Consider the following 12,134-nt stretch of genomic DNA (forward strand, 5'->3'; position numbering starts at 1 on the left):
TGAGAGATCCACCACGTCCGGGAACTGCCCTGGTCGACCGGTGTGCGGGCCCCTGTTCCCGGTCCGGGTGCGGCCGGGCACTACTCTGCGTCGCACGGTGATCCGCGCGCGTGACCGGCCCGGGAGGTACGTGTTGACGAGCTTCGGCCGCACGGCGAGAACGGTCGCCACCCTCGTCGTCCTGGCCGGAGTCGTCCTGACCGCGGCGGGCTGTGCCCAGCCGGGACAGCTCGGGCACGACGCCCCGGCCGACCCGCCGCCCGCGGCCGCGCCCGTCGTCGCGACACAGACCGCGCCACCCCCGGCCGCCGCGGCCGCGACCGGCGACGTCGGCCGCGGCACCCTCCCGACACGCATCCAGCTCTCGACGCTCGGGCCGGCCGAGGTGTCCGTGCGCACCGTCGAGCTCGCGCCGGGCGAGACCACCGGCTGGCACCGCCACCCCGGCACCGAGACGACGATCGTCGACACCGGCGAGGTCACCGTCCAGACCGCCGACGACTGCACCGCGACGCGCTACCGCCAGGGCCAGGCCCTGTTCGTCCCGGACGCCGAGCCGCACCTGCTGCGCAACGACGGAACCGGGCCGGCGCGGCTGGTCGTCACGCAGATCCTGGCGCCCGGCGCGCCCGACCGCTCGTCGGTCGCGTCGCCCTGCGCGGGCGCGGCCCGCTGAGCCGTCACGGCCGGTGCCGATGATCACCCCGGAGTGCCGTCGCGTGGGATAGTGGACGCCGGGTACGACTTCGGGAGCGGCGGGGACGATGGCAGCGAAGACGGTCGCCGGAGCCGACGGGCGCAGCTGGTCGGTGCGGTGCAACATCGAGTGGTCGACGCCCGCGGTCGGCGACGAGTTCGAGCACGACGTCGACGGCGGCCGTGGCGCCGCCATCATGATCCTCTCGGCGCTGGTCCTGTTCTGGGTCATCCTCGTCGTCTGGAAGCCCTCGCTGGTCGTCGTGCCCTTCTACCTCTGGTTCGTCGCGGCGCTGGCCATCCTGTTCTTCCCGTTCCGCTGGTACCTGCGCCGGCCGTGGACGATCGTCGCCGAGACCGAGGGCAGCTACGAGGCCGGACTGCCCGCCGAGCACTGGTCCGGGATGGTCCGCGGACGGTCGCGGGCGAAGGAGGAGATGCGCGTCGTCGCCCGCAGCCTGCGTACCCGGGCGACGCCCGGTCACGCCGACAGCCCGTTGCAGCCGGTGAACTAGTGCCCGAGCTCCCCGAGGTCGAGGCCCTCGCCCAGCACCTGCGCGACCACGCGGTCTACCGCCCGGTCGCGCGGGTGGACGTCGCCAGCATGAGCGTCCTCAAGACGTTCGAGCCGCCCGCGTCGGCGCTGGTCGGGCGCGTCGTGACGGGGGCGAGCCGGTACGGGAAGTTCCTCTCCGTCGAGTTCCACGACCGGCCCGGCGACGAGCTCGCGCTGATCACCCACCTGTCCCGGGCGGGCTGGCTGCGCTGGCACGCGACGGCGTCGGCCACCCCGCCGAAGCCCGGCCGCGGCCCGCTCGCGCTGCGGGTCCACCTCGACACCGTCGGCGGACCGGGGTTCGACCTCACCGAGGCCGGGACGCAGAAGCGGCTGGCCGTCTACCTCGTGCACGACCCGCAGGAGGTCCCGGGCATCGCCAAGCTGGGGCCCGACGCGCTGGCGCTGAGCCGCGACGAGCTGGCCGAGCTGCTCGCGGGACACACCGAGCGGATCAAGACGCTGATCGTCGACCAGAAGACGATCGCGGGCATCGGCAACGCCTACAGCGACGAGATTCTGCACACCGCCCGGCTCTCGCCCTACGCCGTGTCGGGACGGCTCAGGCCCGAGCAGCTCGACGCGCTGTACGAGGCGATGCGGACCGTGCTCACCGACGCCGTCGAGCGGTCCGTCGGCCAGGGCGCGGCGGAGCTCAAGGGGGAGAAGCGGTCCGGGCTGCGGGTGCACGCCCGCACCGGGCTGCCGTGCCCGGTGTGCGGGGACACCGTCAGGGAGGTGTCCTTCGCCGAGAGATCGTTCCAGTACTGTCCCGGCTGCCAGACCGGTGGCAAACCACTCGCCGACCGGCGCCTGTCCAGGCTGGTGAGGTGAGGGGGCCGTCGTGGGAGAGCTGCTGAGCTCGCCGACAGCGCTGCTCGTCCTCGTCGGTGCCGTCGTGCTCGTGGTGCTGGTGGTGCTGTTCCTGCAGCTGCGCCGGGCCCGCCGCAACACCTTCGCCACCCCGCTGGAGCGCGCGACGTTCGCGACGCTGCACACGGTCGCGCTGGCGGCGCCCGCCCTGCGCGAGGGGCTCTCGGCGAACTCCGCGAACTTCGCGCTGCCCTACCTGCGCACCCTGCTCGACACCTGTGCGCTCACGATGACCGACGCCAAGGGCGACACGCTGGCCTGGGACGGCGACGCCGACCAGCACGAGCCCGACGTCGTCGAGCTGGCCGACCAGGTCATCTCCACCGGACGGCAGCAGGTCGCCTCGCACACCTCCATCTCCTGCGACCACCCGAGCTGCGAGGTGCGGGGGATCGTCGTCGTCCCGCTGGAGACCGACGGCGCGATCGTCGGCACCCTCGCGGCGCTGACGACGTCGACGGCCGGCCCGGTCCTGCTGCGGGCCACCGCCGAGGTCGCGCGCTACGTGTCGAGCCAGCTCGAGCTCGCCGAGCTCGACGAGTCGCGCCAACGCCTGGCCCGTGCCGAGGTCCGCGCCCTGCGCGCCCAGATCTCGCCGCACTTCGTCTACAACGCGCTCACGACGATCGCCTCGTTCATCCGGACCGACCCCGTCCGCGCCCGCGAGCTGCTGATCGAGTTCGCCGACTTCACCCGCTACTCGTTCCGGACGGCGGGCGAGTACACGACTCTCTCCGACGAGCTGACCAACATCGAGCGCTACATCGCGCTGGAGAAGGCGCGCTTCGGCAACCGGCTCAACATCAAGCTGCAGATCGCGCCCGAGGTGCTCAACGTCGTCCTGCCGTTCCTGGCGCTGCAGCCGTTGGTGGAGAACGCCGTCCGGCACGGGCTCTCGGGCAAGCCGCAGGGCGGCACGATCACCATCACCGCCGAGAACGCCGGCGCGGAGTGCGTCATCATCGTCGAGGACGACGGCGTGGGCATGGACCCGTCGCGGCTCACCGAGGATCTCGACGACGCCCACCTGTCCGGCGCGCACGTCGGGCTCGGCAACGTCGACGACCGGATGCGGTCGGCCTTCGGCGACGACTTCGGTCTCGTGGTCGACACCAACATCGGGGCGGGCATGAAGATCACTCTGAGGGTGCCGAAGTTCCGGGTGGGTATCCGCGCGTAGCGGCTCCCGGGCCCGTTCGGGCGGGCTCGGACTCGTCCCACTTGGTGGACGTCCCGATCCGCGTACCGTGGCCGCATGGACACGTTGCGCATCCCCGACAAGCTTGCGTCGCGGCTTCCGGGACGCCTGGGGGACCGGTCGGATAAGGGCGTCGTCTCCCTCGTTCGGTTGCACGGAGTCATCACCCCGTCGTCCGGGCCGGTGCCGCGCGCGGTGCTCAACGCGGCCTCCGTGGAGAAGGTCCTGGAGCGCGCGTTCTCCGCCGACGGCCTCGTCGCCGTCGCGCTCCAGATCAACTCCCCGGGCGGTGCGCCGACCCAGTCGGCGCTCATCGCCGACCGGATCCGCGGCCTCGCCGAGGAGAAGGAGGTCCCGGTGCTGGCGTTCTGCGAGGACGTCGCCGCGTCCGGCGGATACTGGCTGGCCTGCGCCGGAGACGAGATCTACGCCCACGCGACGTCGATCGTGGGGTCCATCGGGGTGATCAGCGCGGGCTTCGGTCTGCAGGGACTGATCGAGCGGTTCGGCGTCGAGCGCCGGCTCTACACGGCCGGCCGGGCCAAGTCGCGGCTCGACCCGTTCCTGCCCGAGAAGCCCGAGGACGTCGAGTGGCTGCGCGGGCTCCAGGACCAGCTGCACGAGATGTTCACGATGTGGGTGACGGAGCGCCGCGGTGACCGTTTGAACACGGAGCGTGACCTGTTCACCGGCGAGGTGTGGACGGGCGCACGTGCCGTCGAGACCGGTCTGATCGACGGGCTGGGCACCCCCCGCTCGGTCCTCGCGGACCGCTTCCCGGATGCCGAGATCGTGCCCGTGGAGTCCCGCAGGCCGCTGCTCGCGCGGCTCGGGATCGGCGCCCCGGCAGCCGCGGCGACGTTCTCACCTGTGAACTCTTTGCTGGGGATCGCCGAGGCGGCGGAGGTACGCGCACTCTGGGCGCGGTACGGTTTATGACTCGGTGTGGTCGATCGGATCCGATCGGTATCCAGAGACAGGGATACCGATCGGGAGGGCCCCCTGGCACTCCGGTCGATTCGCCGTCACCATAGTCGGCGGGGGTGGCCGCGTGATCGTGCGGGCGTCACCCTGCCGGGAGCGCCGGACACGCAGGATGAGGAGATCGTGGACAGCAACGACAGTTCCGGAGGTCTGGTCGTTCTCGCTGTGGACGACGAGGAACCCGCTCTCGAAGAACTGGCATTCCTGCTCAACGAGGACAGTCGCGTCGGAACGGTGCTCAAGGCGTCGGACGCCACAGAGGCTCTTCGCATCCTGAACAACCGGCAGGGCGCCCGCGAGGTCGCCCCCGTCCCGGGCCGGGGCGTCACACACCCGGCCACCGGCACCCGCGTGGCCGAGCGCACCGACGTCGAGGTCGTCTTCCTCGACATCCGGATGCCCGGCCTCGACGGCCTCGAGCTGGCCCGGGTGTTCTCGTCGATGGCCACCCCGCCCTCGGTCGTGTTCGTGACGGCGCACGACGACCGCGCGGTCGACGCCTACGAGGTCGGCGCCGTCGACTACCTGCTCAAGCCGCTGCGCTCGGAGCGCCTCTCCGCCTCGCTCGACCGCATCCTGGCCAGCCGCGCCGCGGGCCCCGTCGAACCGGTCCAGCAGGACAGCGGGGAGGACGAGGTCATCCCCGTCGAGCTGGCCGGCACCACGAAGCTGGTGCCGCGGTCGGCGGTGCGCTACGTCGAGGCCCAGGGCGACTACGCGCGGCTGCACACCAACGAGGGCAGCCACCTCGTCCGCATCCCGCTCTCGGTGCTCGAGGACCGCTGGCGCGACGCCGGGTTCGTCCGCATCCACCGCTCGTTCCTCGTCGCGCTGCCGCTGGTCACGGAGCTGCGGTTGTCGGGATCGGGCTACGTCGTGCGCGTCGGGTCGGGCCCGGACACCGCGGAGCTGCCCGTCAGCCGCCGGCACACCCGCGAGCTGAAGGACCGCCTGGTCCGCGCCACGAAGCAGGCGTGGAGCCAGCGTTGATCCCGAGCACCAGCGGGGCCGTGCGGTGACCACCTACGCCGACGGTGCTCCGCCGTCGGCGTCGTCGGGCTCCGCGCAGCCCGGGGACGACGCGGAGGGCGGTCCCGTGGCGATGCCGCGGCAGCCCCCCGGCGTCGAGGACTCCGGTCCGGCCTGGGTCCAGGCCGAGATCCAGCGGCGGATGCGGGCCAGTCCGGCGTCGTCGGGCGGGCGGCACGCCCGCCGCGAGCGTGGGGTCGACGCCGACGACGCCGTCGAGGACGTCGAGTCGCCGGCGCGCGGACTCCTCCGGCCCGATGCCGACCGGCCCGACGCCGACCGGCACATCGCCCGCCCGGTCGGCCCGGGTCAGGGCGCCGAGGCGGTCGGCCCCCCGGCGCACGGACGTCCGCCCCACGGACATCCGGCGCAGGAACCCCCCGCGCCCGACGGCCCGGCCCACGAGCTCCCAGCGCACGACGTCACCGAACCCGGGCGTGACGGCAGGCGTGCGCCGGCCCGCCCGGCGCCGCGCGACCGGACGCAGGTCTGGCAGCCCGACCCCTACGCCGCGGGCGGGTTGCGCCCGCCGCCCGCACCGATCGTCCCCGAGCCCACGCCCTGGCCGCCGCCCGCTCCCGCGTCACGGCACGCCGGGGCGCCGCCGCGCCCGGTGCCACCGGCGGGCGACGAGCTGTCGTCGCTGCTCCCGCCCGGCGCCGAGCCGGTCCGCGGGCTCGTCCGCCGGGCGCCCGCGCGGGTGCGTCCCGACGAGCAGACGGCCGAACACCCCCGCGTGGGCGCACCCCCCGTCGCCCCGGGTGGCCCGGCCCGGTCCGGGCCCGCCGGCCCGTCCGCTCCCGCGGTTCCGCCCGGTCCCCCTGCTCCGGCGGGTCCTGCTGTGCCGGCTGGTCCTGCTGCTGCGGCAGGTCCCGCTGCCCCGGCTGTCGAGGCACCGCTCGCGCCACCGGCACCTGACGACGTCGTCACCGAGGAGCGCGACGACCTCCGGGCGGCGACCTCGCACCAGCCCCGGCCCGCCGCCGACCCGCACTCCGCTGCCGACCCGCACTCCGCTGCCGACCCGCACTCCGCTGCCGACCCGCACCAGGACTACGACGACTACGACGACGAGGACGACCTCGACGACGGCGTGGGCTCGCGCGTCCTGTGGTCGGCGGATGCGCCGCCCGCGGACGACGACGTCGACCGCGACGAGCAGACGCCCGGGACCGGGTCCTCCGCCGCGCTCCCGCCGGTGCTGCCCGACGGCACCTCGGCCGTCGAGATCACGGCGCCCTACCCGACCACCGGCCAGGTCGACGCCGCGTCCGGGCGGGTCCGGGTGGTGCTCTCCGAGCGCAGGCAGAACCCGCGCTCGGTGCGGACCGTCGTCGACGTCCAGGATCTGACGTCGGTCGGCGACCTGTTGCGCTCCAACCTCATCGGCACCCAGCTCGGGCTGGCGCTGCGGGTCGCCGCGGTCGCGGTGCTGACGCTCGGGTCGCTGCCCGCGCTCTTCGCGCTGTTCCCCGAGATCGGTCGGATCGACGTACTCGGGCTGCGGCTGCCGTGGTTGCTGCTCGGCGTGCTGGTGTACCCGTTCCTGCTGCTGCTCGGGTGGTGGCACACGAGATCCGCGGAGAAGGTCGAGCAGGAGTTCGCCGACCACGTGCAGGACTGACCGCGGGTGAGCACGTCGTCGGTCGTCGCGCTGGCGGCCATCGCGCTCGTCGCGGTGGCCTCTGCCGTCATCGGGAGCCTCGGTGTGCGGGTGGCCCGCTCGACGTCGGACTTCCTCGTCGCGTCGCGGACCGTCGGGCCGATCGTCAACGCCGGCGCGATCTCCGGGGAGTACCTGTCGGCGGCGTCGTTCCTCGGGATCGCGGGGCTCATCCTGCGCGAGGGCGTGGACGCGCTCTGGTACCCGATCGGCTTCGCCGCGGGCTACCTGGCGCTGCTGATCTTCGTCGCGGCCCCGATGCGCCGCTCGGGCGCGTACACGGTGCCCGACTTCGCCGAGGCGCGGCTGGGGTCGGCGGCGGTGCGCCGGGTCTGCTCGGCGTTCGTGCTGCTCATCGGCGCGCTGTACCTGCTGCCGCAGCTGCAGGGCGCCGGGCTGTCGCTGACGATCCTCACCGGGCTGCCGCCGTGGAGCGGGATCGTCGGGGCGGCGGTCGTCGTCGTGCTGTCGGTCGTCGGCGGCGGGATGCGCTCCATCACCTTCGTCCAGGCGTTCCAGTACTGGCTCAAGCTGACGGCGCTGGCCGTGCCGGCCCTGATCATCGTCGCGATCTTCGCCTCCGACGGGCGCGGCTTCGACCGGTCGACCCCGCCGCGCTTCACCGCCGCCACGACGGTCGACGTGCACGCCGACGTCGTCCTCGACGTGACCGAGCCGGTGACCCTCACGGCGTCCGGCGACGTCGACGGCACGCGGGTCGACGGCCCGGTCCGGTGGGAGCCGGGCGCGCACACGGTGCTCGGCGGCGCCCGGTTGACCTTCGACGCCGGCGCCCCCGTCCCGACGCCCGAGGGCAGTCCTCGCGCCGACCGCGACTGGCTCGCCCCGCTGTCGGGGGCGGGGCCCGGGCGGCTGCTGGAGATCTACTCGGTGCTGCTGGCCTGCGCCCTCGGGACGATGGGCATGCCGCACGTCCTCGTCCGCTTCTACACCAACCCCGACGGCCGGGCGGCCCGCCGCACGACGGTCGTCGTGCTCGCCATGATCGGCGCGTTCTACATGCTCGTGGCGCTGCTCGGCGCGATGTCGCGGTTCTACACGCCGCAGCTGCTCGTCTCCGGCGACACGGATGCGGCCGTGCTGTTGCTGCCCCCGGCCGCGCTCGGCGACGGCTGGTTGGGCTGGCTCGTCGGTGGCCTGGTCGCGGCCGGCGCGGCGGCGGCGTTCCTGGCGACGTCGTCGGGGCTGCTCGTGAGCCTCGCCGGCGTACTGTTCACCGACGTGCTGCGCGGCCGCCTCCGCGACTTCCGCTTCGCCGCGCTCGCCGCGGCGTTGGTCCCCGTCGCGCTCGCGCTGACCGTCCCGCGCCTCGATCTCGCGCTCACCGTGCCGCTCGTGTTCGCGATCGCCGCGTCGACGTTCTGCCCGCTGCTGCTGCTCGGCATCTGGTGGCGTGGCCTCACCCCCGTGGGCGCGATCGCGGGGGTCCTGGCCGGCGGTGTGACGGCGACCGCCGCCACGGCGCTGACCCTGCTGCGCATCACCCCGCCCGGCCTCCCCGGCCTGCTGCTCCAGCGGCCGGCGGCGGTGACCGTCCCGATCGCGTTCCTCACGATGATCGTGGTCAGCAGGCGCTCCCGGCTGTCGCGGCCCGCCGACGCCGACCGCACCCTGCTGCGGCTGCACGCCCCGGAGCGGCTCGGGTTCGGCCCCCACCGCGACGGGGGCCCGGTGGAGGGCCGGTGAACACCGCGGCCCTGGCGGCGATGGGCGCGATCGTGCTGGTGGCGGTCGTGTCGGCACTCGTGGGCGCGTACGGGGTGCGACGGCGCGCCACGTCGGACTTCCTCGTCGCGTCGCGGACCAGCGGCACCGCCGCGCACGCCGGCGCGATCTCGGGCGAGTACCTGTCGGCGGCGTCGTTCCTCGGCATCGCGGGGCTCGTGCTCAAGGAGGGCGTCGACGCGCTCTGGTATCCCGTCGGGTTCACCGCGGGCTACCTCGCCCTGCTGCTGTTCATCGCCGCGCCGCTGCGCCGGTCGGGGGCCTACACGCCGTCGGACTTCGCGGAGGCGCGGCTGGGTTCGGCGTACCTGCGCCGGGTCTGCACGGTTTTCGTGCTGGTCCTGGGCTGGTTGTACGTGCTGCCGCAGCTGCAGGGCGCCGGGTTGACGATCGCGACCGTGACCGGGCTGCCGCAGTGGGTCGGGGTCGTCGCGGCGGGTGTCGTGATCGCGGTGACCGTCGCTTTCGGCGGGCTGCGCTCGATCACGCTCGTGCAGGCGTTCCAGTACTGGCTGAAGCTGACCGCGCTCGCGCTGCCCGCGGTGATCGCGCTGATGTTCTTCCTCGGCGCCGACCGCACGTTCGACCGGCCCGCGCCGCCCCAGTTCAGTGCGCCGACCACGGTCGACGTGGCCACCGACGTCGTGCTGCAGACCGCGGCACCTGTCCAGGTGAGCGCCGTCGGGACCGTCGACGGCGTGCCGGTCGACGGGCCGCTGACCTGGCAGGCGGGCGCGCACACCGTCCAGCGCGGCACGACGCTCGAGTTCGACGCCGGCGCGCCCGTCCCGGTCGTCGCGGGGTCGCCGGTCCAGGACGCCGGGTGGCTGACGCCCTTCGCGAGCGGCGGCGGCCACGGGCTGCTCGCCGTGTACTCGCTGATCCTCGCCACGTTCCTCGGGACGATGGGCCTGCCGCACGTCCTCGGCCGCTTCTACACCAACCCCGACGGCCGCGCGGCCCGTCGCAGCGCGGTCGTCGCGCTCGGCATGCTGGGCGCGTTCTACCTGCTCGTGACGCTGCTCGGGGCGCTGTCGCGGCTCTACACCCCGCAGCTGCTGGTCTCCGGCGAGACCGACGCCGCGGTCCTGCTGCTGCCCACCGGCGTGCTCGGGCACGGGTGGGCGGGCACGATCCTGGGCGGCATCGTCGCCGCCGGTGCGTGGTCGGCGTTCCTCTCGACGTCGTCGGGCCTGCTCACCAGCGTCGCGGGCGTCCTGTCCACCGACGTGCTGCGTGGCCGGGCGCGCGACATCCGGATCGCGACGCTGCTCGCGGGCTCGGTGCCGATCCTGCTCGCGCTGGTCGTCACGCGGCTGGACTTCTCCGAGTCGGTCGCGCTGGTGTTCGCCGTCGCGGCCTCGACGTTCTGCCCGCTGCTCGTGCTGGGCGTGTGGTGGCGCGGCCTCACCGCCCGCGGCGCGAGCTGGGGGATCATCGTCGGGGGGACGGTGGCCGTCGGTGCGGTGACCGCGAGCCTCGCGGGAGCCGGGGACGGCGGCCTGCTCGGGGTGCTGCTGCACCGGCCGGCCGTCGTCAGCGTGCCGCTCGCGTTCCTGACGATGATCGTCGTGAGCCGGGCGACCGCCCGCGAACGGCCCGCCGACACCGACCAGGTGCTCCTGCGGCTGCACGCGCCCGAACGGCTCGGGCTGAGCAAGGACACCCCGGAGCAGCGACCGGCCCGCACCGTCGACTGAGCCACGGGGTCACTCACGGTCGGCTGACGTGGGGCGTGTCAGTATCGAGGCATGACCGGTCCCATTCCCTCCGTCCGGGTCGCCGACGTGCCCGCCGACGCTCCGCTGCTCGACGTCCGCGAGGCCGACGAGTGGGACGCCGGGCACGCGCCGACCGCGGGCCACCTGCCGATGTCCCAGCTCACCGCGCGCATCGGCGAGATCCCCGGCCACGAGCCGCTCTACGTGATCTGCCGGTCCGGCGGCCGCTCCGCCCGGGTCACCCAGTACCTCGTCGCGCAGGGCTACCCGGCCGTCAACGTCGACGGCGGCATGCAGGACTGGGCCGCGCAGGGCCGCTCCGTCGTCGCCGACGGGGGCCGCACGCCCGAGGTCATCTGATCCCGGTGCCCGACGGTCCGGCGCGGGAATCCGGGACCCAGGAGGGTCCCGGCGACGACCCGCGGCCGGTGCCGGGCACCCCCACCGAACCTGCGCAGCAGGCGGGGCCGGCGGGTCCCGGCGGGTCGACCGGCCCGCGGCCGGGTCCGCAGCCCGTCCCGGCGCCGCCCTTCGCGCCGCCGCCCACGTGGAGCGGGCCGCACGCGCCACCGCCGGGCGGGCCGGGCGCGGTGCCGCCGGGATGGTCACGGGCGTGGCCCGTCCCGCCCGCGTCGGCGCCGCCGTACCCGCCGCCCGCCGGCTGGGCGCCCCGTCCCGCCGCGCCGCCCGTGTCGCCGCCCGTGTCGCCGTTCGGGTCGCCGCCCGTGCCGCAGCGGTCGTTGCCCGCCGGGCCCGTCGCCTGCCCCGGCTGCGGACGGCCCGTCGCCCCGGGCTGGGGTCCGTGTCCGCACTGCGCCCGCGAGCGGGCGTCGTTGCGCTGGGTGGCCACGCCGCCGCCGTCGGCCACGTCGGCGTCCGTCGCCGAGCCGCGCGGGCCCTACAGCGGCCCGCCGGCGTACCGCGGGATCCCGCGGTGGGGGTTCGCAGCCCTGCCGTTCCGGCGCGACGCGGAGGCCGAGCCCGTCCCGGAGTGGCAGCGGGCCCGCACGCTCGCCCAGACCCTGGTGCCGGCGCTGCGGATGACCGCCGTCGTCGCCGTGCTGGCCGCGGGCGCGGAGATCTGGCGCTACGTGCTGCTGTTGCAGAGCCGAACGGCCGCGCTGTCGGCGGGCGCGGTGTCGGCGTCGGACGTCCTCGTCGTCGGTACCGGCTGGTTCGCGACGATCCTCGGGCTGCTCGCCGGGCTGTTCGTCGTCAGCTGGTCGGTCGTCGCGTCCCGGGCGGCCGCGGCCCGGTCCGGATCGATCCCCGCCCGGCGCGCGCGCGACGTCGTCGCCGGCTGGGTCGTGCCCGGGCTGAACCTCTCGGTGCCCGGCTCGGTGCTCGCCGAGATCGAGCACGGCGCCCTCGACCGTCCCGCCGACGAACGCCCCCGGCCCTCGCGCGCGCTGCTGGTCTGGTGGGCGGTGTGGGCGCTGGGCGTCGTGCTGTCGCTGACGGTGTTCGGGCTGTCGTTCCGCTCGGGGGTGCAGGCGCGCGCCGACGGGGTCGTCCTGCACGCCCTCGTCGACCTCGTCGCCGCGGCGGTCGCGGTGCTGACGGCGCGTCTCGTCGCGACCCTGACGACGTTGCTCGCGCCCGTCCGCACCCCCGCGCGCGAGACCCTCGTGGCGGTCCGGGCGGGCGCCTGACCTGCGCGGGCCCGCA

General features: G+C 74.8%; 12 protein-coding genes. 11 read left to right on the forward strand and 1 reads right to left on the reverse strand.

Annotated features, from left to right (window positions below):
- Positions 1-130 precede the first annotated feature (130 nt).
- The 10 genes from PSED_RS00770 to PSED_RS00815 all read left to right on the forward strand — a co-directional run bounded on the left by PSED_RS00770 (position 131) and on the right by PSED_RS00815 (position 10,826).
- Positions 131-676, forward strand: coding sequence for a cupin domain-containing protein (locus PSED_RS00770; protein ID WP_049803269.1), 546 nt, complete (start codon positions 131-133; stop codon positions 674-676).
- 88 nt (positions 677-764) lie between these two features.
- Entirely contained in the window at positions 765-1,211 is a 447-nt protein-coding gene (locus tag PSED_RS00775; RefSeq protein ID WP_013672366.1) for a hypothetical protein, read from the forward strand.
- Positions 1,211-2,086, forward strand: coding sequence for an Fpg/Nei family DNA glycosylase (locus PSED_RS00780; RefSeq protein WP_013672367.1), 876 nt, complete (start codon positions 1,211-1,213; stop codon positions 2,084-2,086). The genes PSED_RS00775 and PSED_RS00780 overlap by 1 nt, the downstream gene beginning before the upstream one ends.
- 10 nt (positions 2,087-2,096) lie before the next feature.
- Positions 2,097-3,305 (forward strand): sensor histidine kinase, encoded by a 1,209-nt coding sequence (locus tag PSED_RS00785; RefSeq protein ID WP_013672368.1) that lies wholly within the window; start codon positions 2,097-2,099, stop codon positions 3,303-3,305.
- 84 nt (positions 3,306-3,389) lie between these two features.
- Positions 3,390-4,262, forward strand: coding sequence for a S49 family peptidase (locus PSED_RS00790; protein ID WP_041760252.1), 873 nt, complete (start codon positions 3,390-3,392; stop codon positions 4,260-4,262).
- Between the two features lie 168 nt (positions 4,263-4,430).
- Positions 4,431-5,297, forward strand: a complete 867-nt coding sequence (locus PSED_RS00795) for a LytR/AlgR family response regulator transcription factor (protein WP_013672370.1) — start codon at positions 4,431-4,433, stop codon at positions 5,295-5,297.
- Positions 5,298-5,322: 25 nt separating this feature from the next.
- Positions 5,323-6,960: a hypothetical protein gene (locus tag PSED_RS00800; RefSeq protein ID WP_202946336.1), complete on the forward strand. Its 1,638-nt coding sequence runs from the start codon at positions 5,323-5,325 to the stop codon at positions 6,958-6,960.
- A 6-nt stretch (positions 6,961-6,966) separates the two neighbouring features.
- Complete coding sequence (locus PSED_RS00805) at positions 6,967-8,706, forward strand: sodium/solute symporter (RefSeq protein WP_013672372.1); 1,740 nt, start codon at positions 6,967-6,969, stop codon at positions 8,704-8,706.
- Positions 8,703-10,445 carry a sodium/solute symporter gene (locus PSED_RS00810; protein ID WP_013672373.1) on the forward strand — a complete coding sequence of 581 codons (1,743 nt, stop codon included), beginning with the start codon at positions 8,703-8,705 and terminating at the stop codon, positions 10,443-10,445. Before PSED_RS00805 ends, PSED_RS00810 begins: the two co-directional genes overlap by 4 nt.
- Before the next feature lie 51 nt (positions 10,446-10,496).
- Positions 10,497-10,826 carry a rhodanese-like domain-containing protein gene (locus tag PSED_RS00815; RefSeq protein ID WP_013672374.1) on the forward strand — a complete coding sequence of 110 codons (330 nt, stop codon included), beginning with the start codon at positions 10,497-10,499 and terminating at the stop codon, positions 10,824-10,826.
- Here PSED_RS00815 and PSED_RS00820 read toward each other — a convergent pair.
- Positions 10,819-11,334, reverse strand: coding sequence for a hypothetical protein (locus PSED_RS00820; RefSeq protein ID WP_143770309.1), 516 nt, complete (start codon positions 11,332-11,334; stop codon positions 10,819-10,821). The genes PSED_RS00815 and PSED_RS00820 overlap by 8 nt on opposite strands.
- Between PSED_RS00820 and PSED_RS00825 the strand changes: the two genes are divergently transcribed.
- Positions 11,309-12,118: a DUF4328 domain-containing protein gene (locus tag PSED_RS00825; RefSeq protein ID WP_049803270.1), complete on the forward strand. Its 810-nt coding sequence runs from the start codon at positions 11,309-11,311 to the stop codon at positions 12,116-12,118. The two genes, PSED_RS00820 and PSED_RS00825, sit on opposite strands and share 26 nt — an antisense overlap.
- Positions 12,119-12,134 lie beyond the last annotated feature (16 nt).

It is taken from the genome of Pseudonocardia benzenivorans CB1190, assembly GCF_000196675.2.
Classification (GTDB): domain Bacteria; phylum Actinomycetota; class Actinomycetes; order Mycobacteriales; family Pseudonocardiaceae; genus Pseudonocardia; species Pseudonocardia benzenivorans.

What these genes read in the sequence shown, in the direction of transcription:
- PSED_RS00815 (WP_013672374.1), top strand. Translation starts at nt 10,497, where the DNA reads ATGACCGGTCCCATTCCCTCCGTCCGGGTCGCCGACGTGCCCGCCGAC.
- PSED_RS00775 (WP_013672366.1), top strand. Translation starts at nt 765, where the DNA reads ATGGCAGCGAAGACGGTCGCCGGAGCCGACGGGCGCAGCTGGTCGGTG.